Origin of the sequence: Longilinea arvoryzae (assembly GCF_001050235.1) — a bacterium.
In the GTDB taxonomy this organism is placed as follows: Bacteria; Chloroflexota; Anaerolineae; order Anaerolineales; family Anaerolineaceae; genus Longilinea; species Longilinea arvoryzae.
Genome location: NZ_DF967972.1, coordinates 3144213 through 3165852 on the forward strand (window position 1 = coordinate 3144213; position 21640 = coordinate 3165852).

Genomic DNA, 21640 nt, shown 5'->3' on the forward strand with positions numbered 1-21640 from the left:
GCCCTTATCGAACGTGATAACAGAGGTCGACCGCTGTCTCCGAAAGAGAGCGGGGCGACCTCTGTTTGTATTCCCGCTTATTCCGGGGACGCGCGCGAGGTAATGAAAATGCCGGCCAGGATCAAGGCGCCGCCGGCCAATTCGATCCACGAAGGTGTTTCCCGCAAAAGGAAAAAGGCCAGAATGGTCGTCCCGATGGGTTCGCCCAGCAGCGCTACCGAAACGGAAGCCGCCGGAAGATAACGCAAAGCCCAGTTGTAAGCCGAATGCCCCAGTAATTGCGGCCCCAGCGCCAGTCCGATCAGGCATAACCACACCGGAAGAGAAAAAAATTGAAACCCATTTCCGGAGTTGAACCCGATGAAATTGGCGCCGGAAACCAGGGCGATGGCCAGCAGGCCCAGAGCGGCGGCGCCGTAGACGCAGAAAATGTAGACGGGCAGCGAAAGTGATGGCCGCGCCTGTCGGCCGATCACCAGATAACCGGCGGCGCACATACCGCCGATCAAGGCCAGGGTATTGCCAAGCAGGCTCCTGCCGCTCCAGAAATGGACCCCCAAATCACAGGTGAGCCGTCCGGCTTCGATCGAACAATTCGAGCTGAGCCCCACCACCAGGCTGCCCAACAACGACAGTCCCAATCCCAACCAGACCCCGCGGGAAATCTTTTCCTTCAAGAAAATCGGCGAAGCGAGCGCCACCCACAATGGCGTCGTCGAAACCAGCACCACCGAACTGGCGACTGTCGTCCATTCCAATGAAGTGATCCAGGTGGCAAAATGCAGCGCCAGAAAACCACCTGCCGCGATCAATCTCGCCAGTTGTTTACCTTTCAATGACCGCAATTCGATTCCATTACGCGACACGGTAATGGGCAGCAACACCAGGCTGGCAATCGTCAGGCGATAGGCAGCAATGACGAGCGACGTCGCTTCCTGTTGGGAAATGCGAATCAATATGGACGCCGAGGATACCGCCAGAATTCCCACCCCGAGAACGAGGTAAGCCGGCGTGGAATGAGAGATATCCGTGAATTTCAAATGATCGCCTTTACTTCTTGCTTGACAAACAATATTCGAATGGCTAGAATTTAGACAGCCAAAGGTAAGATTGCACATTAACAGTATTCATAGTGAGCATTTAGGAGGTATTTGAATGGCTTTCGAACTTCCCCAATTGCCGTACGCGTTCGATGCGCTTGAACCCTGGATCGATGCTCAAACGGTCGAGATCCATTATACCAAGCACCATCATGCCTATCTGACCAATCTCAACAACGCGTTGAGCAGCCAACCCCAACTATCCAAACTCTCCATCGAACGTTTGCTGAAGGATTTGAATGATGTTCCAGAAGCAATCCGCACCGCGGTGCGGAATAACGGCGGTGGTTACTACAACCACATCGTTTATTGGAGCGTGATGGGACCAAAGAAAGGTGGAGAACCGGTCGGAGAACTGGCGCAGGCGATTGCGGCTTCATTTGGCAGCTACTCGGCCCTGAAGGAGCAAATCGAGAAGGCCGGCTTGGGAAGATTTGGCAGCGGCTGGGCCTGGCTCAGCAAGCGAGCGAACGGCGATCTGGTTGTCCACTCCACGCCCAATCAGGACACCCCTCTTGCGGAAGGGTTGACGCCCGTACTTGGCGTGGACGTTTGGGAACATGCGTATTATCTCAAATATCAAAACCGCCGCGCGGAATATCTGACCAATTGGTGGAATTTGGTCAATTGGGAGGAAGCCGAGCGACGTTATACCGAAGACTAAACCCAATTTCTGTTCATCTTCACCCCATTGGAGGAACCAAACATGACTCACGTTATCACCAGCCTGTGTTTACGTGACGGCGGATGCGCCACCGTTTGCCCTGTGGAGTGCATTGTGCCGGGTAATCCGGTCGATAAATACCCGTGGTACTATATCGACCCGGACACTTGCATCGATTGCGGCGCCTGTGTACCCGAATGCCCCTGGGCGGCGATCTTCCCAGAAGATGAAGTTCCCTCAGCCTACAAAGCTAAGGGCGGTGAATACCTTTCCCAGCCCGTTGGGACTGCCGGCTTCACCACGGTTTTCGATGGTCATAACCACGACGGCGAAGCGGTCCATCTCGAAGCGACGCGTATCCTGGCGGCTGGTGAAGTGGTCGACTTGACTCCGGATATTCCGGTAAACGCTGCATTCTATAAGAATGGCCCCGGCTACAAAGCCGCAGGCTAATTCTCTCTGAGTTGCAAAGAGGAAGTCCTCGAGGACTTCCTCTTTCTATTTCTGGAGGTGACCATTGAACGATTCAGTTCAAAAATTCCGCATCGAAAAAGATTCGCTGGGAGAGGTTCGGGTTCCAGTGGACGCGTTATACGGCGCGCAGACTCAGCGCGCGGTGTTGAACTTCCCGATTTCGGGTTTGAAACCCTGGCGAGCCTTCATCTGGTCGATGGCCGTCATCAAACGCGCCGCCGCGGATGTGCACCAGGAATTGGGATTATTGGATGCCAGCCGCGCGGGTGCGATTTCAACCGCGGCAGCCGAGGTAATGGCCGGCCAGTGGGATGCGCATTTCGTGGTCGATCCGTTCCAGGCCGGCGCCGGAACGAGCCACAACATGAATGCCAACGAGGTCATCGCCAACCGCGCAACCATGTTATTGGGCGGCCAGCCGGGTGAATATCGCGTCCACCCCAACGACCATGTCAACATGTCTCAATCCACCAACGACACCATTCCAACCGCCATCCGGCTGGGCTGTCTGTGGCGTCTGGAGGAACTCGATCACGCGCTCGAACGCCTGGCGCAAGCGCTGCACGCTAAATCGGTCGAGTTCGACGATATCGTTAAATCCGGTCGCACGCACCTTCAGGATGCCGTTCCGGTGCGCCTGGGTCAGGAGTTTGGGGCGTACGCCCGCGCCGTCGAGCGCGATCGCGAGCGCATTTTACGCGCCGCGGATGGTTTGCGCCGTCTGGGAATTGGCGGCACGGCCACGGGTAGCGGCCTGAACGCCCCGCCCGGGTATCCGGCGCGAATGGTGGCGCGGCTATCCGAATTGACCGGCTTGAAGCTCCGTCCTTCGGATAATCTCTTCGAATCGATGCAATCGATGGCGGACGTGGTCGACTTTTCGGCTGCGCTGCGCACGCTGGCATCGACCTTGATCCGGATTGCCAACGATTTTCGCCTGCTGTCCTCCGGCCCGGCCACCGGTCTGGACGAAATCCGCCTGCCTGCCGTCCAACCCGGCTCCAGCATCATGCCCGGCAAGGTCAATCCCGTGCTGGCTGAAATGCTGGACATGGCCATGTTCCACATCATCGGCTGCGACGCGACCATCAACCTGGCGGCGCAGGCCGGACAACTCGAATTGAACGTGATGATGCCGATCATTGCGCACAACCTGTTCGAAGCCATGCAGGTTACCATTGGGGCGGTGAACGCCTTTACGGAGAAGTGCGTGGTCGGAGTCAAAGCCAACCGCGAAAAAGCCGAGGGCTGGCTGGCAAAGAACACCATTCTGGTGACGGCCATGAATCCAATCATCGGCTATGCGGCCGGCGCGGCCCTGGTCAAGGAAGCCCTGGCGCGCGACCTCACCATTCAGGAAGTCGCCGTCGAAAAAGCCCGCCAGGGGCTGCTCAAACGAACCTCCGGCGAGCTTTTGAATGAAACTGAAGTCCAGGAAATCTTTGCCGATCTGCGCAAATTTACCGAAGGCGGAATGGTCGGTGGAGCCGGCGGCGGTTAGTTCTGCTCGCTGGCATAGATGGCTGCGCCAATGATCCCGGCCTGGTTCAACAACTGGGCCGGAATTAATTTGGCGCGGGTATCCAGGTGGTTGAGAAAGCGCTCCGATTCTTTGCTGGCGCCGCCGCCCAGAATGATCATATCCGGTGAGAAAAGTTTCTCGATATATTCAAGATATTCCTGGAACCGTTCGGCCCATTCTTCCCAGGATAAATTCTTCCGTTTGCGGGCCGCATCCGAGGCGCGCCTTTCAGCATCCTTGCCGCGAATTTCGATGTGCCCAAGCTCCGTGTTGGGAACCAGGATTCCATTCGTAAAGACCGCCGAGCCAATCCCAGTTCCCAGGGTCAGCATGATCACCACGCCGCGGTCGAACCCCCGTCCGGCGCCAAACCGCATCTCGGCCACGCCGGCCGCATCCGCGTCATTGACCGTATACGCGGGCATGCCGATCTTATTACCAATCAATCCGTTGACATTGGTTTCGATCCAACTCGGATCGATGTTGGCCGCCGATAGACAGACCCCATGGATGATCACAGCCGGAAAACCCATCCCGACCGGTCCCTGGTAGGAGAAATTCTTGACAACCTGGGCAATCGTTTCAGCCACGTCCTCCGGGAACGCCCCTTCCGGCGTGGGCAAACGATAGCGTTCGGTCTTGATTTCTCCACTGCTGACGTCGACGATCGCGCCTTTGATTCCCGAGCCGCCAATATCGATACCGAGAATGTCCATTCCAAGCTCCTCTGGTGATCTTCGAAAGATCGACCGGTTATTTATGGACAGGCATTTTGAACGTGCTCTTCATAGGTCTTCGCAAAAGCATGCGTACCCGTGCCATCACAACGCGCCCGAAAATAATAATACGGACTTTGGGCCGGATAAGCAACAGCCTGGAGCGCCGTCAATCCCGGATTGCAAATTGGATGCGGCGGAAGCCCGTTATAGACGTAAGTGTTGAAGGGCGAATCGGTTTTCAGATCGTCCAGACTCAGCGGGTTGGTCCACCAGGTCTGCTGCGCCGCATTGTACCCCAGGGCATATTGGACGGTCGGATCGCTGTCCAGATTCATGCCGGCCTGCATGCGGTTATAGAACACCGAAGCAATCATCGGCCGCTCGTCATCCACCACGCCTTCTTTTTCGACGATCGATGCCAGGGTTACGGCTTCCGGCAGGTTCAAACCCTGGCGCTCGAAACCGGCCAGCATATCGGGTGTCAATTCGCTTGAAAATCGATCCAGAAAAGTTTGCACCAGATTTTCCACGCTGATATCCCGGCGCAATTGGTACTCGCCGGGCGCCAGAAAGCCCTCCAGATTGGCGCCGGGTTCGAGGCCTTCCGGAAGCGACAAACCGGCCGGGTTTCTTATCAGGGCCAGAAATTCATCCGGCGTCACCGACAGGCCGGAGGTCGGCAATAGATTCGCGATCTCTTCCACCCGCCAGCCGGGCAGGATCACAAATGTGACTTCCTGCGAAGTGGGATTCTGGATGATGCCAGCGATATCCATGGGTATCATGCCCGGATTAAGGGTGTAAATTCCCGCACGCATGGTCTGGTCCATGCCTGCATAGATCATATACAGGCGAAAAGCGCCTGCATCGCGCACCAGGCCGTTTTCTTCCAGGCGGTAGGCCACCGAGTTGACCGACTCACCGGATTGGATGATAAACGGTTGTTGGGCGCCCTCGCCAACCGGCACCAGTAGTTTGGATTGATTCAATAATAACTGCGCCCCGTACCAGGCTCGATCGAACAAACCCAGCCCCGCGGATGGCTGTCCATAGACTTTGCGAGCCTGCGCCGGGATGGTATCGAACGCCAGGAATGCCCCCAGAATTCCCACGCAGGCCACCATTAAAATCATAACCAAAAGAACGCTCCGACAATTGGATCGACGTTGCGACAAAATTCACCTTCCTTGTTCTATCGACGAATCTCCGGATTGGGATCGCGCGTCCAGATAAGATTGCAGGATCACGGTGGCAGCGATCTCATCCAGGTGACCCTGGCGTTTTCGCCGGTTCACGCCCATAGCAAAACGCGCCGAACGCGCCTCGCGGGTGCTGCCCGATTCGTCCCACAATAGGATGGGGATATCGGTTTGTTCGCGCAGCGCTTCGGCCAGGCGAACCGCCCTTCGCGATGAGGGGGTCGCTTCGCCGTCCCAATCCAGGGCCTGTCCGATCACGATCAAGACCGCGCCGTATTCGCGCGCCAGTTGGGCGATGCTGGCCGCATTGACGACTCGCGAGACATGCTCCAGTACCGTCACCGGATTGGCAATGGTAGCCGTCGGGTCGCTGACGGCAATGCCCAATCGCTTTTCACCCGGGTCGACTGCCAAAACGCGGCCAACTTCCTCGATCATTGCACCTCGAATTGAATACGAAAACCCAGCGACGGCATCCAGAACCACCAGGATGGCGTCAATTCGATTTGGGGTGGATTTTCCAGTTTTAGAATCTCACCCAGATTCCGGACCGCCGCATCGGGACGTCTGCCGAGGACGGCTTTCAAAAGGATCTCACGCGGCAGATCTGAGATGGTCTTTCGATGAGCGTTCACCGTCCACTCGATGCGCCCCTCAACCGACTGAGTCATCCTGGATTCTGGGGTAATGCTCAGGGAGGATGGCATGGCAAGCTGGCCGGCCGGCAGGCTGGCATCCAGGGCGGCCACGACGACGCGCTGCACATCCTGGCTGTCCACGGCCAACGCGTCGAATTCCGCCCGCAGGTTCAGGGTGAGCGTATCGCCCGGGCTGCCCACCTCAGGCGAAACGGTTTCCTCGATATGGTTTCCCATGGAAAGAGTGTCCGTCAGTAAATTCTTCCCGCCGCCCAGAGAAAATTCGAGATCCGTCTGCGCGTTGGCCTTCAATTCGGCCATCAACTGCCTGCGCAGGCGATCGTAATCAGATTGCGCAACGGAGGGAACATTCAGATCACTGCCGCCGCTAAAAGCCTCCGGATTGGTCACAACCAGGTCCGGTCCGAAGGAGCCCTCCATCGCTTTTACGGTCTCAGCGGCCACATTCCCGGCGCTTCCGCCGGCCAGGGCCTGGACTTCGACATCCACCGTTTGACCGGCGCCGGCAGACAATTGAACACTTCGTGAGGTTTCGAAGCGTTGCTCATCCGGGTTCAGGGTCGAGACGACGCTACCCGCTGGCAGATCCAGACTGCGGTCTGTTAAATTGGTCAGAGTGATCGAGCCCCAGGCTTTCCGATCCGGGATGCTGGTTTTTCCGCTGCACGGGATCTGGCCCTGCACTTCGACCACCGTACTGACCTTCTCAGCCGGGACGACCCCGCTCAGGCTTGGGCTGGTCAGGCCGGGATCTGCTTTTACGATCATGGAAAGGCTTTGATCCTGCTGGACCGGTTCGATCCTCACGGTTGCTCCGGGCAGTAAAAAAACGCTCATGGCCAGCACGGCAATCACGCCGGCGCTGAAAACCGCCAGGCGTGACCAGCCCAGGCGAAAGGCGCGGGGATTTACATTGCCGGAGGCTTCCTTCAACGTCTTCACCCGCTCCGGGTCCAGTTCCCGCCGGTGGAACCGCTTTTGAGTGCGCGTGCGCTGCCAGCGCGAACGCTGGGCTTGTTTTTCCGATCGGAAAATGACCACACCCAGTTCCCTGGCGTTGGCGATCACTTCCTGGTCACGCGTCACCAATCCCAGCTGCGCTCCCAGGCTGATGGCCTGCCGTTGCAGCGATACCAGGTCATATTTACGGTCCAGATGCGGGCGGCGCTCATCCGGCCAGACCAGCAAAATGCGTTGCGCCTTGCTCCAGACCATCTTATCGCGGACGGAGATCAAATCATCATGGAGGTCGAGTTGGATTACGATTGTTTTCATAACAGGCTGGTTGAATTATACAACGGCCTTTTCTTCTAAAGGTAAAGTTAAGGTTGCGCTTCCGGATGAACGGCTTTTTGCATTCCTGCGCAATTTGACTATAATTACTGCCATTCGGAGGCTTGAAGCTTGTGACTCGCAAAATTTTCTTTACATCGATCCTGATCCTGCTGGTTCTAATCGCCAGCGGTTGTAATTTACCCCGCCGTTCTCAGAGCAGCCCCACCCCGGATATCGTCGCCACCCAGGTGGCCACCATCCTGGCGGCCATGCCGACCACGGATCTGCAGGCCAGTCTCACCCCGCAGCCGGCAACACCCACAACCCAGGCAACCTCGTCCACCCCAACGCCTTCCACCACGCCCACCGTTTCCACGGACGATCCGCGCAGCCAGTTGGGCGAACCAACCTACCGGGATACCTTTAAAAAAGCCGGCCTGTGGGGTCTGGATGAACCCTACGATGACGGTCACACCCGCATCGAGATCCAGAATAACCATCTGGTTTTGACCAGCTATTCCGCGGAAGGCTGGATGGGCTGGCGGACAACATTCGCCAAATCGGGAAACACCTACATCGAGGGCAGTTTTTCGACCGGCTCATGCAGCGGCGGGGACCAATACGGCCTGCTGTTCCGCTCGAATGAAGATACCGGCGGCGACTTCTTCGCCATTACCTGCGATGGACGCTACAGTCTGTCGCATTTCGACGGCAGCCAGTTCTCCAGCCTGGTGAATTTGAAGGAAGCCCCTGCCATCCACTCCGGCTCCAACCAGACCAACCGGTTGGGCGTGTGGTTGGAGGGCAATAAGATCCGCCTGTACGTGAACGGCGCCTTACTGACCGAAACAACCGATGACCAGCTTTCCGGTCAGGGCAATTTCGGCGCCTTCATCGCCGGCCTGAAGACCGCGAATTTTAGCGTCAGCCTGAGTGAATTCGATTATTGGGAACTCAAATGACCTCGATACCTGATTCTCCGATCCGCCAGCAGATTGCGCGCTTTATCCGCCAAAAGATAAACGAAGGACCGCTCTATCTGGACACGGAGACCACCGGCCTGGATCGAGAAGCCGAGATCGTCGAAATCGCCATCGTCGATACCCATGGCCAGATTCTCCAGCAGTCCTTCGTGAAACCCAGCCGCCCCATCCCCGCAGATGCGACGGCGATCAACGGCATTACCAATGAGATGGTCCAGGGGGCGCCCTCCTGGCCGGTTCTATGGCAATCGCTGCGCGGCCTGCTGAACAGCCACCCGTTGGGTCTCTACAATGCCGATTACGATCTGCGGCTGATGCAGCAATCGATGACCATCTACCGCCTGCCCTGGCGCGAGACGTTCAACGCCGTGGATGTGATGAAGGTTTATTCCGATTTTCGCGGTGAATGGGATCCGTACCGGCGCGGGAAGAAGATCTTCAAACTGGAAGAGGCTGGAAAATTCTTCAATATTCCCCTCCCCAACGCGCACCGCGCCGCTGCGGATACGCTGCTGACGCGGGCCGTATTCCATTGCATGGCTGGTTTAGAGTATTAAACCTAACAATATCCTAAATTTAACAGTTTTGCCAGGTAATCCGCACTGGGGCTATGGTAGACTAGGAAAACCCCGGTCTACAACGGTTATCGATTAACTCCACCACAGGTTAAATGGCGAAGAAATATTCCTTATTTGTAATTGCTTTCTTTTGTTTGCAACTTCTCTCGGCTGCAAATCTTCCTCAAACGATTCCAACCGAATCCACGGATTCGACGGCCTGGCAGCCGGCAGATTCGAACGCCGGATTTGCCGAACCGGACAGCACGGGCTGCACGTTCACGACCATCTCCGTCCAAAACGCCGCTTTCGAGCAGGAAATCATCGAACGTGTTAATGCCGAACGCGCCAAAGCAGGTGTCGCCCCGCTAAAAAGCAACGAGGCCCTGTCCAATGCCTCCCGCTATCAGGCCAACGACATGATGGCGGACGATTACTTCAACCACGACACCTACGATCGAATCAACGGAACCCTCAGCCTGGTGTGCGGCGTCTGGACGCGCGTGAGCAAATATTACGCCTATGACTCGGCCGCCGGTGAGAACATCGCAGGTGGGCAGGATACGCCTGAACAGGCCATGAATGCCTGGATGGCCTCGGAAGGCCACCGGGCCAACATCCTCAACCCCAATTTTCGCGAGCTGGGTGTTGGCTATTATCACGGCGGGACCGGACTGGGCGATTTCTGGGTACAGGATTTCGGCACCCGCTCGAACGGCTATCCGGTGGTCATCAACCGGGAAAGCGCGGCCACGAATAGCCGCTCTGTTTCGGTTTATCTCTACGGGAAAGGCGTTTTCAACGAATACCGCATCCGGGATGACGCCTCGCAGTGGTCGAACTGGTTGCCATTTCAGGAACAGGTGAATTGGACTCTGAACGGCTCGGGCAATCTCACCCACATCGTAAGCGTCGAAATGCGCAAAAGCAGCGGAGAGGTCACTTCGGCCAGCGACAGAATTTATCTGGCCGGTGAAGCGACGCTCGGCAACCTGCCCGAGAGCATTCATTTCTTATACATCAAAGCCGATCATTCGATCACCCCGGTGTACAGCTCGCTGCAGCCCCTCAACACCGGTACCGCGGACGTGTTGAGTTGGACGTTATCCGCATCCGGTGGCTGGATCCGTCTGTCCGCCACCAGCGGCAAAACGCCCAACACGATCATCGAGGTCGCTCCTGAAAATTTAGGCGGGTTGGCGGTGGGGACTTACCAGGGCAGCCTGACCTTCACCATCACCTCGCCTGCCTCTATCTCGGGTACACTCTATACGGTCCCGGTCGATTTGACCGTGGTGGATGATCTGCCCTTTAAAGTGTTCCTTCCCAGCGTCCTGCGTTGAAAACTTGGGCTACAATAGGGATATCTTTTTTCCAGGAGCCTGTGCTTGGGAACTCTATCCCTCTCAGCAGCCCAACAGGCGATCATCGAACGCGAACCCGTTGGCAGCGTGTATCTCGAAGGCCCGGCCGGCAGTGGAAAAACCACCGCGGCTGTGGCCTGGTTGGATCATCTGCTGCACTCCGGCATTCCGGGCGATCAGATTTTGATCCTCACACCGCAGCGTACGCTGGCACAGCCTTATGTTCAGGCTGTGCAGCGCCCCGATCTTCCGCCTGGCAGCCTGCCGGTCATCCTCACCCTCAACGGCCTTGCCCAACGCCTGGTCAGCCTGTTCTGGCCGGTCGTCGCGCGCGATGCGGGTTTTGCCCACCCGGAAAAATCGCCCGTCTTTCTCACCGCCGAGACGGCCCAGTTCTACATGGCCCAGGTGGTCGATCCGTTGCTGGAGGAGGGCTACTTCGACGGCGTCACCATCGACCGCAACCGCCTCTTCAGCCAGATTCTGGATAACCTGAACAAAGCCGCATTCATCGGGTTCGAGCACACCGAGCTGGCCACGCGCTTGAAAGCCGCCTGGGTGGGCAAACCCGCCCAGTTGCTGGTTTACGACCAGGCCCAGGAATGCGCCAATCGTTTCCGCCAGTACTGTCTTGAGAACAACCTGTTGGATTTCTCCCTGCAGTTGGAAATCTTCTATCACCGGCTCTGGACTTCCTTCCTGGTTCGAAATTATCTCACCCAGACGTTCACCCATCTGATCTACGATAACATCGAAGAAGACGTGCCCGCCGCGCACGATATCCTGCAGGAATGGCTGCCCTCTTTTACCTCGGCGCTGGTCATCAATGACAGCGACGGCGGATACCGCGCTTTCCTGGGCGCGGACACCGAAACCGGCACCACGTTGGCGGAAATTTGTAAACAAAAAGTGCAGTTCGAGGGCACTTACGTCACCAACCCCAGGATCGATCAACTTTCCGCCTGCCTCAGCGACGCCCTCCTGCGCCGCGTTTATACCCCCAGCCCGGCCGTCGACCAGGTTCATCAGATCCACTTCGAGCGCTTCTACCCGGCGATGATCGGGTGGATCGGCGCGAGAATCGAGTCACTGGTGCACGAGGAAGGCGTCGCCCCCGGTGAAATCGCCATCCTGGCGCCGTTCGTCTCGGATTCACTGCGCTTTTCCTTGATGGCCGAGCTGGAAAGCCGTGGCATTCCGGCGCGCTCGCACCGCCCGTCGCGCACGTTACGCGATGAACCGGCCACGCGCTGTTTGCTCACCCTGGCCAAACTGGCCCATCCGGATTGGGAGCTGCCCATCACGCGCCAGGAAATTCGCGTGATGTTGATGCAATCCTTCGGCGGCATGGATTTGATCCGCGCCGATCTGTGCGCCCAGACGTTATTTTCACCCAAGAAACCCAGGGAAGGGCTGGCTTCCTTCGACCGGTTGGTGCCGGCCATGCAGGAGCGGATCACCCACCGCATCGGCGAAAAGTTGGAAGCGCTGCGCGCCTGGCTGGATGCCTACCGGACCTCCGAGCCGCTGCCTTTGGATGGCTTTCTGGCGCGCATCTTTGGCGAACTGCTGTCCCAACCCGGTTTCGGCTTCGCAGGCGATCTGGAAGCCGCCGCGGTCACGGCGCGGCTGGTCGAATCGGTGCAGAAATTCCGCCGCGCCGCAAGCGACGCCGAAAACGGCAAGCTCTACATGCAAATGATCGCCGAAGGCGTCATCGCCGCCCAATCGCCCCAATCCTACGAGGAACTGGCGCGCACGGACGCCGTGCTGATTTCGCCGGCGCATACGTTTTTGATGACCAACCGCCCGGCGCAGGTGCAATTCTGGCTGGACGCCGGCAGCCTGAACTGGTGGCAGCGCCTGATGCAGCCCCTCACCCACCCCTACGTGCTCAGTCGACGCTGGCCGCCGGATCGAAAATGGACCGATGTGGAGGATTACAGCGCCAACCAGGAATCGCTGGCGCGCATGCTGCGCGGCCTCCTGCGGCGCTGCAGCGGCCGGGTGTTCGTGTGCAGCGTCACGCTAAACGAACGCGGCGATGAAGAACACGGCCCGCTGCTCCAGGCGTTTCAATCCCTGCGCCGGCGCCTGAACGCGCGGGAGGTGCAGCCATGACCTCCCTTCGCCCGGCCCAGGAAGAAATCGTCAACTACGCCGGCGGCAGAATGGGCATCTCGGCCGTCCCCGGCAGCGGCAAGACCTACACGCTGTCCTGGCTGGCTGCCCGGTTGATCGAACAGGCCGACCTGTTCGACGACCAGGAAGTCCTGATCGTGACCCTGGTCAATTCTGCGGTGGATAACTTCTCGACCCGCATTTCCGGCTTCCTGCGCGACAAAGGCCTCATTCCCAACCTGGGGTACCGGGTGCGCACGCTGCACGGATTGGCGCACGACATCGTCCGCGAACGGCCGGACCTGGTTGGGCTTTCGGATCACTTTACCATCGTCGACGAACGCGAATCCCAGGAAATCATGGACGCCGCGGTGGCGAGCTGGCTGCGTATCCATCCGGAGTTCATCACCGATTGGTCCGCCCCGGACGTGGACCTCAATTCAAGCCACTATACGCAAAAGCATTGGATCGACCTGGTCGACAGCCTGGCGCGCAGTTTCATCCGCCAGGCCAAGGACTTGCAGCTTCTGCCGGCCGATCTACAGCGTCTGATGCAGGACATCAATGAGCCGCATCCTCTGCTCCAGTTGGGCCTGGAAATCTACACGGATTACCAGCGTTCGCTCAACTACCGCAGCGCGGTCGATTTTTCGGATCTCATCCGGCTGGCGCTGCTGGCCCTGCAGTCGGATCCGGATTACCAGCGCCGCCTGCATTATCGCTGGCCGTATATTCTGGAAGACGAAGCCCAGGACAGCAGCAGCCTGCAGGAACAGATTTTGCGCAGCCTGGTCGGTCTGGATGGCAACTGGGTGCGCGTCGGCGACCCCAATCAGGCCATCTACGAAACGTTCACCACCGCCAGCCCGCGCTTTCTGCGCGATTTCCTGCGCGAGCCCGACGTGGCGGCCCGCAACCTGCCAAACTCAGGCCGTTCCACGCGCAGCATCATCCATCTGGCCAATTCGCTCATCGAATGGACCAACGCAGCCCATCCGGTGCCTGAACTGCGCGATGCGCTCACCCGCCCGTATATCCAGCCCACGCCTCCCGGCGACCCGCAGCCCAATCCACCGGATGACCCGAATGGCATCTTCATCATGCCTCAGGGTTACGAGGCTGAAAAGGAAATCGAGAGCGTGGCGATCTCGCTCAAACGCTGGCTGCCGGAGCATTCGGACTGGACGGTGGCGGTGCTGACCTCACGCAACGAACGCGGCGCCAAAATCGTCGAGGAGCTCAAAAAACGCGACATTCCATACGTCGAATTGCTGCAGAGCAGCCAATCCACCCGTTCGACAGCGGATATCCTGGCCGCCTGCCTGCGCAGTCTGGCCGACCCGGGTTCAGCGACGAAATTGCAGGATGTCTTGAAACGCCTGGGGCGCATCGCGGCCGGAGACGACAAGGCAATGGTGAATTATTATCGAGGCGCCGTGGCGCTGCTGGACCGCTGCCCACGCCTGGAAGATTACCTGGCTCCGCTGCCGGACAGCGATTGGCTGGCCGCCCTGCCGTCGGATCAGGTGGCGGATGAGGTGCGCCAGATCCTGGCGGATTTCCGCGACCGGATCGTGCGCTGGCAGAAAGCCTCCCTGCTGCCGGTGGATCAGCTCCTGCTGACCATCAGCCAGGAACTCTTCACAAATGCCCCCGATCTCGCGCTGGCGCATAAGCTGGCGCTGCTGCTCGAACGCGCCGCAGCCAACCACCCGGAATGGCAGTTGATCGAATTTGCCGAAGAGCTCTCGAGCGTGGCCCGTAACGAACGCAAGCTGCCGGGTTTCAGCGAGGAAGACACCGGTTTCGATCCGGACCGGTATAAGGGCAAAGTCGTGGTGGCGACCCTGCACAAAGCCAAGGGGTTGGAATGGGATCGCGTCTACCTGCTCTCGGCCAACAACTACGATTTTCCCTCGGCCCAACCCTACGACAACTATATTTCGGAAAAATGGTTCGTCCGCGACCGACTGAACCTGGAGGCCGAAGCGCTGGCGCGTCTCAAGGCGCTGGCGGATGGCGATCTGGAAGGGGTTTACATCGAGGACGGTCCCGCCACCCGCGCAGCGCGCCTGGAATATTCTTCCGAACGCCTGCGCGTCCTGTACGTGGGCATCACCCGCGCCAGACGCGAATTGGTGGTGACCTGGAACACCGGCCGGCGCGGCGACTCGCAGCAGGCCTTACCCATCCTGGCTCTCCAATCCGGCTGGAAAGGAAATGTCTGATGCCGATCTCCCCTGATTTTTCTTTCAGCCAGAACAACCTGCAGGACTACCTGGATTGCCCGCGCCGGTTCCAGTTGCGTTACCTGGAACGCATGGCCTGGCCGGCTGTCCAGAGCGAGCCGATTCTGGAGCAGGAACACCACATGCAGTTGGGCGAAAGCTTCCATCAATTGGTGCAGCAGCACCAGCTTGGCCTGCCCACCGAAGTTCTGGAAACCACCGCCGGCAGCGATCCCGATCTGCTCGACTGGTGGCAGGCTTACCTGCAAAATCTGCCGCAGGACCTGCCGCCGGTACGCAAGATCGAATATACCCTCTCGGCGCCTTTTGCCGGTTTTCGTTTGCTGGCGAAATACGACCTGCTGGCGATCGAGCCCGGCCGGCAGATCCTGATCGTCGATTGGAAGACCAGCCGCAGACGTCCCTCCACGGCCCGCCTGCGCGAGCGCGTCCAGAGCCGTTTGTATCCCTTCCTGGTGGTTCTGGCCGGCGCTCATCTGAACGGCGGCATCCGATGGCAGCCGGAGCAGGTGGAGCTGATTTACTGGTTCACCGCCGAACCGCACAAGCCGCTGCACCTGCCGTATTCCGCTGCACAGTATGCGGAAGATGAAAAATTGCTAAGCGCCTATATCGACGCCATCCGGCGCAGCGCGGACCAGGTCATGACGCTGACCGGGGACATCGAACACCAATGCCGCCTGTGCAATTTCCGCTCCTTCTGCAAACGCGGTGATCGCGCCGGCGAGTGGGATGAAGAAACCGCCGATGCCGAACCCTCTGCCCGGTCCGATGATTTCGATTTTGGGCAAATCGAAGAAATCGAGTTTTAGCCGGCATGACCCTGCCCGTCGATGTGCTGCAGTGGATTGAACCCGAACCCATCCAGGCGCCGGATTGGGCGCTGGAACTGACCGGCGGACAGCCTCTGGCTGCCCAGACGCTTCTCCGGCGCGGCCTGGATACCCGCGCGAAAGCCCTGCCGTTTTTGGACCGTAAATATTACACCCCCACGGATGCGTTCAGCCTGCCGGACATGGAAAAGGCCGTCGTGCGCATCGAACACGCCCTGGCGCAGCATGAACGCATCGGAGTCTGGGGGGATTTCGACGTGGACGGCCAGACTGCCACCGCGCTGCTGGTTTCGGCGCTGCGCCGCCTGAACGCGGATGTGGTGTATCACATCCCGGTGCGGGCCGTCGAATCCCACGGCGTGCAGCTTGCCAGCCTGCAAACCTTCCTCCGGCAGGGCATCCAGGTCTTGCTCACCTGCGACACCGGCGTCACCGCGCATGAATCGATTGACTATGCGCAGAACAACGGCGTGGACGTCGTCATCACCGACCACCACACCCTGCCGGAGACGCTCCCCGGCGCCTACGCGGTCGTCGATTCGCAGCGCGTCGGGCCGGAGAATCCGCTATCCACCCTGTGCGGTGTGGGCACGGCCTTCAAACTGGTCGAAGCCCTGTTCGTGCGCGCCGGCCTGGCCGGTGAATTGGAAAATTACACCGACCTGGCCGCGCTCGGCTCGATTGCCGATCTGGCCGCCCTGCGCGGCGAAACGCGCTATCTGGTACAGCGCGGCCTGGACCGGATGCGCGCCGCCCCACGTCCGGCCCTGCGGGCCATGCTGGAGCATGCCGGCGTCGAGGGCGATTACCTGACCGAATCGCACATCAGCTTCCAGCTTGCGCCGGCTTTGAACGCCATCGGGCGCCTGGAGGATGCCAATCCGGTGGTCGAATTTTTCCTCAGCGCCGACCCGGCCCTGATCAATGTCACCGCCGCCCGCCTGGACGGCTTCAATTCGCGCCGCAAACTGCTCACCGACCAGGTTTTCCAGGCCGCCCAGTCCCAAATCCAGCAAAATCCGGACCTGCTGCGCCAGCCCGCGCTGGTTCTCAGCCACGCCAATTGGCCGGCCGGCGTGATTGGCATCGTTGCCAGCCGGCTGGTCGAGCTCTATCACCGCCCGACTCTGCTCCTTTCCACCCCGGAAGGTCAGGTGGCCCGTGGCTCGGCGCGCTCGATCGAGGGCGTCAACATCACGGCCGCAATCGCTTCCGGAGGGGAACTGCTGGCTAATTTCGGCGGGCATCCCATGGCCGCCGGGCTGGGCCTCCACCCCGAGAACCTGCCGGCTTTTCAGCGCCGCCTGAACCGCGCCATCCTCGACCAGACGGGTGGAAAACCGCTGGTTCAGCAGTTGGAGGTGGATGGCTATCTGGACCTGAACGCGATCGACCTGGCGCTGGTCGAAAGCCTCGACCGCCTGGCTCCCTTCGGGGCCGGAAACCCGCCCCTGACGCTGGCCAGCCGCGACCTGCGTATTCTCAGCGAAACGCCGGTAGGCCGCAACGGTGAACACGTGCAACTGGTGGTGGAAGCGCCGGACGGTGCCAGCCGAAAAGTCATCTGGTGGCAGGGAGCCGGCCTGCCCCGTCCGGATGGCCCGTTCGACCTGGCCTACACACTCAGCGCGTCCAATTTTCGCGGACAGGCCCAGGTTCAGATGGAATGGCTGCACGCCCGCCCCATCGAACGAGAAAAACCGGTCGAAATCCAACACGCCAAAGCGGCCTATCGCATCGCTGATCTGCGCGCTGACGCGGATCCGGAATTCACGCTCACCCACCTGCCGCCCGCTGATGAGCGCATGGTCTGGGCTGAAGGTGAAATTCCAGGCAAATGCGGGTTGGGGCGGCATAAGCTGCAATCTGCGTCGGAATTGGTGATTTTCACCTGCCCGCCCGGCCCCAGGGAACTGGCCGGCGTTCTCGAACGCGTGCAGCCTGAGAAAGTCACCCTGCTGGCCTATTCGCCATCCGGAGACGATCCGGAGGCCTTCAAGCGCCGTCTGGCCGGTCTGCTCATCTTTGCGCTCAAGCATCGCGAAGGTCGGACCAGCCTCGTCGAATTGGCCGCTGCCACCGCTCAGCGTGAATCGACCATCCGCGCCGGGCTGGACTGGCTGGCTGCGCATGGCGATATTCGTTTCACACTGGATGAAACGGGGCAAGTGCAGCTTACCGGCGGTGGGATCAGCGATGAAGGCGCTCAGCAAACGGCCATGCGCCGCATCACAATCCTGCTGGATGAAACGGCGGCTTACCGGGCCTATTACCGGCGGGCGGATCCTGCCTGGCTGCTGATGCCGGCAGCGCCATCCGCCACGAAATCAAGACGAGATCATTGACTGCGAGGGCATTCCATGCAAAAAATTCTGCGTTGGGGTATCTTGAGCACTGCGCGCATCAACCGCGCCATGATCACCGCGCTGCGGGCGACGAAACGAAATCAATTGACGGCCATCGCCTCGCGTTCGTTGGAAAACGCCCGTGAATTTGCGGGCCAATGGAAGATTCCAGGCGCCTACGGCAGTTATGAGGCTTTACTGGCGGACCCGAACATCGATGTCGTCTACATTCCCCTGCCGAACCACATGCACGTGGAATGGGTGCTCAAGGCCGCCGCAGCCGGCAAGCACGTTTTGTGCGAAAAACCGCTGGCGTTGAGCGTCGCCGATGTGGATTCAATTCTCACCGCGACCCGGCAGAACCGGGTTCACATCGCCGAGGGCTTCATGTACCGGCATCATCCCCAGACCCTCAAGGTCAAAGAATTGGTCGACGCCGGTGAAATCGGCGAAGTGGGCTACATCCAGGGTTCGTTTTCTTTCCAACTCGACCGGCCTGAAGATTACCGTTGGAAGGCCGCGCAGGGCGGCGGCAGTCTGTGGGATGTGGGCTGCTACCCGCTCAGTTATACGATGCTGATCGCCGGTGAAGCGCCCGTAGAAGTCATGGGTTGGCAGAAACTGGCGCCTTCGGGTGTGGACGCCACGTTCGTCGGCCAGCTGCGCTTTGCCAGCGGGATGTTGGCCCAGATCCAGAGTTCCTTTGTGCTGCCCAAGTTCACGCGCGTGGAACTGCGCGGTTCGACCGGCACGATCCAGATTCCAACCCCTTTCCGCTCCCAGAATGATCACCAATTCAGTCTGTGCAAGGATAAAGAGACGGTCTTTAAAGTCAAAGGCGTTGAGCTGTTCCGCGGCGAAGTCGAAAATATGGCGGAAGTTATTCTGGACGGCCAGCCGCCCCGCCTGCCGCTCGAGGAAAGCTGCCAGATCATCCGCAGCCTGGTCGCCCTGTATCAATCCGCTCAGACGGGTAAACCCATGCTGGTGTAAAAAAACCGCCAGAGTGCTTCATGAGCATCTCTGGCGGCGTAAGAGTTTACTCTTACTGGTTGTTCGAAGATTGTTTTGGAATTTTCGGCAGCAGCCAATCCAGGAAGGCGCCCTGACTGCGCGTCTGAAGAAGGACGCGCCCCGGCCCGGTCAAATCGACCACCAGGCCCTCGCCCCCGAAGAGCGTCGATTTCACGCCGCCGATGGCGCGAACGCGGAAACCGATCTGCTCGGTGAATGCCACCAGATGCCCGGTGTCCACTGTGTAGGTCTGACCGGCAGCCAGTTCCATCTCGTGGATCGCTCCAAAGCTGGAAAGCGCCAGGGTGCCCTTTCCCGAGCAGCGCAGCATGATCAGGCCCTCGCCGCCGAAAAAGGTTCTCGCGCCCGACCACTTGGTGTCCGTCTCGATGCCCTCGCTGGACGCCAGGAAAGAACCCGATTGCACGAGAAAGGCTTCGTTCTGCAATTCCAGGGTGAAAACATCCCCCGGCAGAGAAGGCGCCAGCAGCAGTTCGCCTCCGGTGGGTCCGGCATGGAAAGTGTTGATGAAGAAAGATTCGCCGCCCAAAACTGAGCGCGCCAGGGACTTCAATAATCCCCCTTGCATCTTGGTCTCGATGGACACTCCGGCGCTCATTCCCACCATGGCGCCTGATTCGGTGCGGATGGTTTCGTTGCTGTCCAGGGATACCCTGGCGACCGAATAGGACGGGCGGTATAGAATTTCGATTTGCATGCTAATTCTCCGTAGGATTTGATATACAATGTTCTCATTATCGCAAAATGCGCTTTTCTGCACAAGGGATGCGAAAGATCACGTTGCCAAAACATACAATGTGTGTTAAACTTATCCGACTTGGTAAGCAATAATTGTATAATTGTTGCTACCTTTCCGCCCCTGGCAAAATAATGGACAGACCGGGGGCTATATCCGAGGAAAGGAGGTTTTCCAAATGCGTACATACGAGGTTATTCTGATCGCCCAACCGGATCTGGACGAGACTGCCCTGAACGGCGTCATCGAAAAGACGAAAGGTTGGATCACTGAAGCTGGTGGCACAATCGACAAAGTAGATTTGTGGGGTAAGCGCCGTCTGGCCTTTGCCATCCGCAAGCAGCGTGAAGGTCAATACGTACTGATTCAGGCTCAGATGGCACCAAATTATACGGCTGAATTGGATCGCAATCTGCGGTTCCTCGAGCCTGTAATGCGGTTCTTGATTGCCAACATGGAGTAGAGCACCGGTTAACGGTGCGCGTTTTCGTCAAGGAGCAATAAGAATGAGCCGGGGATTGAATAAGGTCATGATCATTGGGCACCTCGGGCGCGATCCCGAGATGCGCTACACACCCTCCGGGAGACCGGTCACCACTTTTACCGTGGCAACCAGTCGGACCTGGAACACAGCCGATGGCGAACGCCACACGGAAACCGAATGGTTCAATGTGGTGACGTGGGGCAACCTTGCAGAAATCTGCAAGCAGTACCTTGCCAAGGGTCAACAGGTGTATATCGAAGGCCGTCTTCAAACCCGCCGCTGGGACGATACCGAAGGTGTAAAACACACCAGTGTCGAAATTGTCGCCAGCGAAATGATGATCCTTGGCGATCGTCGCGACTCCACTCAAACTCAAGGCGGTGAACCGCTTGTGAGTGATGAGATCGAAGACGAGTATCCATTCTAGGAGTAAGTAAGATGACTGATGAACATCAGGTTGAGAACGAACAGCCGATGGGCGGCGGTCCTCGCCGGTTTACACCCCGACCCAAGATCTGCCAGTTCTGCGCCGATAAGAACGCCAAAATCGATTACAAAGCTGCCGATATGCTGCGCCGCTTCGTGACCGAAGAAGGTAAAATCCGCCCACGCAGACAAACGGGCACCTGCGCCCGCCACCAACGCGTTTTGGCTCGCGCGATCAAACGCGCCCGCTACATCGCGTTGCTTTCCTACGTCGGCGAATCATCGTGGAACGAACGATAACCGTTCTGTAGACCAGAATGGGGCATCAGGCATTGGCCTTATGCCCCATATTTATTTTCAAAGGTCAATTCTATGGCCAAAAACGTAACGCCTAAGATCGTAACGAAGAAACATCAAGCTCGCTTGGATCGCGAAAACACCCAACGCCGCAACATCTTGATCGGCGTCACTGTCATCGCTGTCCTGGTTATTCTGGTCATCGGTTACGGCGTCCTGGATTCGCTCTACTTGCAGCAGATTCGCCCCGTCGCCAAGGTGGATGGACAGTCCATCACGGTCCGTGACTTCAAAAACATGGTTCGCTACCAGCGTTATAACCTGGTGAATCAGATTGTCCAATTCCAACAATATGGCGATTACTTCAAGAGTTATGTCGAATCGTATCAATCCTATCTGGATAATACGGAGACTTTAGGGCAGGACGTTTTGGACAGGATGGTGGACAACCTGGTGGTTGCGCAGGAAGCCAAAGCGGAAAACATCACCGTGAGCAATGCTGAAGTCGATGCCGCCCTGCAGGCTGCGTTTGACTTCTATGCAAACGGCACCCCTACGCCGACCCTTACGATCACACCATTTGCTACCGGTACCCCCG

At 58.6% G+C, this 21640-nt stretch carries 21 protein-coding genes; 15 read left to right on the forward strand and 6 right to left on the reverse strand.

Translation table 11 applies throughout. The features are described from left to right. Positions 1 to 77 precede the first annotated feature (77 nt). Positions 78 to 1040, reverse strand: a complete 963-nt coding sequence (locus LARV_RS14010; protein ID WP_201785924.1) for a DMT family transporter — start codon at positions 1038 to 1040, stop codon at positions 78 to 80. Between the two features lie 115 nt (positions 1041 to 1155). On the opposite strand from LARV_RS14010, the gene LARV_RS14015 reads away from it, so the two are divergent. The 3 genes from LARV_RS14015 (at position 1156) to LARV_RS14025 (ending at position 3739) form a co-directional block, all read left to right on the forward strand. Then, positions 1156 to 1764, forward strand: a complete 609-nt coding sequence (locus LARV_RS14015; RefSeq protein WP_075074219.1) for a superoxide dismutase — start codon at positions 1156 to 1158, stop codon at positions 1762 to 1764. 42 nt (positions 1765 to 1806) lie between these two features. Then, complete coding sequence (locus tag LARV_RS19915; protein WP_083522580.1) at positions 1807 to 2217, forward strand: 4Fe-4S dicluster domain-containing protein; 411 nt, start codon at positions 1807 to 1809, stop codon at positions 2215 to 2217. A gap of 64 nt (positions 2218 to 2281) precedes the next feature. Continuing rightward, entirely contained in the window at positions 2282 to 3739 is a 1458-nt protein-coding gene (locus LARV_RS14025; protein WP_075074220.1) for an aspartate ammonia-lyase, read from the forward strand. Here the strand turns inward: LARV_RS14025 and ppgK are convergent. Genes ppgK through LARV_RS14045 form a run of 4 tightly spaced genes read right to left on the reverse strand, consistent with a single transcriptional unit; the run spans position 3736 to position 7612 of the window. Next, on the reverse strand, positions 3736 to 4476 hold the full coding sequence (gene ppgK, locus LARV_RS14030; RefSeq protein ID WP_075074221.1) for a polyphosphate--glucose phosphotransferase: 741 nt from the start codon (positions 4474 to 4476) through the stop codon (positions 3736 to 3738). The genes LARV_RS14025 and ppgK overlap by 4 nt on opposite strands. Positions 4477 to 4517: 41 nt before the next feature. Then, positions 4518 to 5612 carry an endolytic transglycosylase MltG gene (gene mltG, locus LARV_RS14035; RefSeq protein ID WP_075074222.1) on the reverse strand — a complete coding sequence of 365 codons (1095 nt, stop codon included), beginning with the start codon at positions 5610 to 5612 and terminating at the stop codon, positions 4518 to 4520. A gap of 45 nt (positions 5613 to 5657) precedes the next feature. Continuing rightward, the gene (ruvX, locus tag LARV_RS14040; protein ID WP_075074223.1) at positions 5658 to 6116 is read right to left on the reverse strand and encodes a Holliday junction resolvase RuvX; all 459 of its coding nucleotides are present in this window, start codon (positions 6114 to 6116) and stop codon (positions 5658 to 5660) included. Further along, the gene (locus LARV_RS14045) at positions 6113 to 7612 is read right to left on the reverse strand and encodes a baseplate J/gp47 family protein (RefSeq protein ID WP_075074224.1); all 1500 of its coding nucleotides are present in this window, start codon (positions 7610 to 7612) and stop codon (positions 6113 to 6115) included. Before LARV_RS14045 ends, ruvX begins: the two co-directional genes overlap by 4 nt. A gap of 131 nt (positions 7613 to 7743) precedes the next feature. On the opposite strand from LARV_RS14045, the gene LARV_RS14050 reads away from it, so the two are divergent. The 8 genes from LARV_RS14050 to LARV_RS14085 all read left to right on the forward strand — a co-directional run bounded on the left by LARV_RS14050 (position 7744) and on the right by LARV_RS14085 (position 19057). Further along, positions 7744 to 8574, forward strand: a complete 831-nt coding sequence (locus LARV_RS14050; RefSeq protein WP_075074225.1) for a hypothetical protein — start codon at positions 7744 to 7746, stop codon at positions 8572 to 8574. After that, a complete protein-coding gene (locus LARV_RS14055; protein WP_075074226.1) occupies positions 8571 to 9152 on the forward strand; it encodes a 3'-5' exonuclease in 582 nt (193 codons plus the stop codon). The genes LARV_RS14050 and LARV_RS14055 overlap by 4 nt, the downstream gene beginning before the upstream one ends. 113 nt (positions 9153 to 9265) lie before the next feature. Beyond that, on the forward strand, positions 9266 to 10495 hold the full coding sequence (locus tag LARV_RS14060; RefSeq protein WP_075074227.1) for a CAP domain-containing protein: 1230 nt from the start codon (positions 9266 to 9268) through the stop codon (positions 10493 to 10495). Positions 10496 to 10540: 45 nt separating this feature from the next. Further along, positions 10541 to 12637, forward strand: a complete 2097-nt coding sequence (locus LARV_RS14065) for a UvrD-helicase domain-containing protein (protein WP_083522581.1) — start codon at positions 10541 to 10543, stop codon at positions 12635 to 12637. Then, on the forward strand, positions 12634 to 14865 hold the full coding sequence (locus LARV_RS14070) for an ATP-dependent helicase (protein ID WP_075074228.1): 2232 nt from the start codon (positions 12634 to 12636) through the stop codon (positions 14863 to 14865). Before LARV_RS14065 ends, LARV_RS14070 begins: the two co-directional genes overlap by 4 nt. Further along, positions 14865 to 15698, forward strand: coding sequence for a PD-(D/E)XK nuclease family protein (locus tag LARV_RS14075; protein WP_075074229.1), 834 nt, complete (start codon positions 14865 to 14867; stop codon positions 15696 to 15698). Before LARV_RS14070 ends, LARV_RS14075 begins: the two co-directional genes overlap by 1 nt. A gap of 5 nt (positions 15699 to 15703) precedes the next feature. After that, the gene (gene recJ / locus LARV_RS14080; RefSeq protein WP_075074230.1) at positions 15704 to 18064 is read left to right on the forward strand and encodes a single-stranded-DNA-specific exonuclease RecJ; all 2361 of its coding nucleotides are present in this window, start codon (positions 15704 to 15706) and stop codon (positions 18062 to 18064) included. Between the two features lie 15 nt (positions 18065 to 18079). Further along, entirely contained in the window at positions 18080 to 19057 is a 978-nt protein-coding gene (locus LARV_RS14085) for a Gfo/Idh/MocA family protein (RefSeq protein WP_075074231.1), read from the forward strand. A 52-nt stretch (positions 19058 to 19109) separates the two neighbouring features. Here LARV_RS14085 and LARV_RS14090 read toward each other — a convergent pair whose 3' ends face one another. Next, positions 19110 to 19796 carry a TIGR00266 family protein gene (locus tag LARV_RS14090; RefSeq protein WP_075074232.1) on the reverse strand — a complete coding sequence of 229 codons (687 nt, stop codon included), beginning with the start codon at positions 19794 to 19796 and terminating at the stop codon, positions 19110 to 19112. A gap of 217 nt (positions 19797 to 20013) precedes the next feature. On the opposite strand from LARV_RS14090, the gene rpsF reads away from it, so the two are divergent. The 4 genes from rpsF to LARV_RS14110 all read left to right on the forward strand — a co-directional run. Continuing rightward, positions 20014 to 20298, forward strand: coding sequence for a 30S ribosomal protein S6 (gene rpsF, locus LARV_RS14095; RefSeq protein ID WP_075074233.1), 285 nt, complete (start codon positions 20014 to 20016; stop codon positions 20296 to 20298). Between the two features lie 43 nt (positions 20299 to 20341). After that, on the forward strand, positions 20342 to 20746 hold the full coding sequence (locus LARV_RS14100; RefSeq protein ID WP_075074234.1) for a single-stranded DNA-binding protein: 405 nt from the start codon (positions 20342 to 20344) through the stop codon (positions 20744 to 20746). A gap of 11 nt (positions 20747 to 20757) precedes the next feature. Further along, positions 20758 to 21045, forward strand: coding sequence for a 30S ribosomal protein S18 (rpsR, locus tag LARV_RS14105; protein ID WP_083522582.1), 288 nt, complete (start codon positions 20758 to 20760; stop codon positions 21043 to 21045). Between the two features lie 123 nt (positions 21046 to 21168). Then, positions 21169 to 21640: SurA N-terminal domain-containing protein (locus LARV_RS14110; RefSeq protein ID WP_172797883.1), on the forward strand; the 472-nt coding region annotated here is incomplete at its 3' end.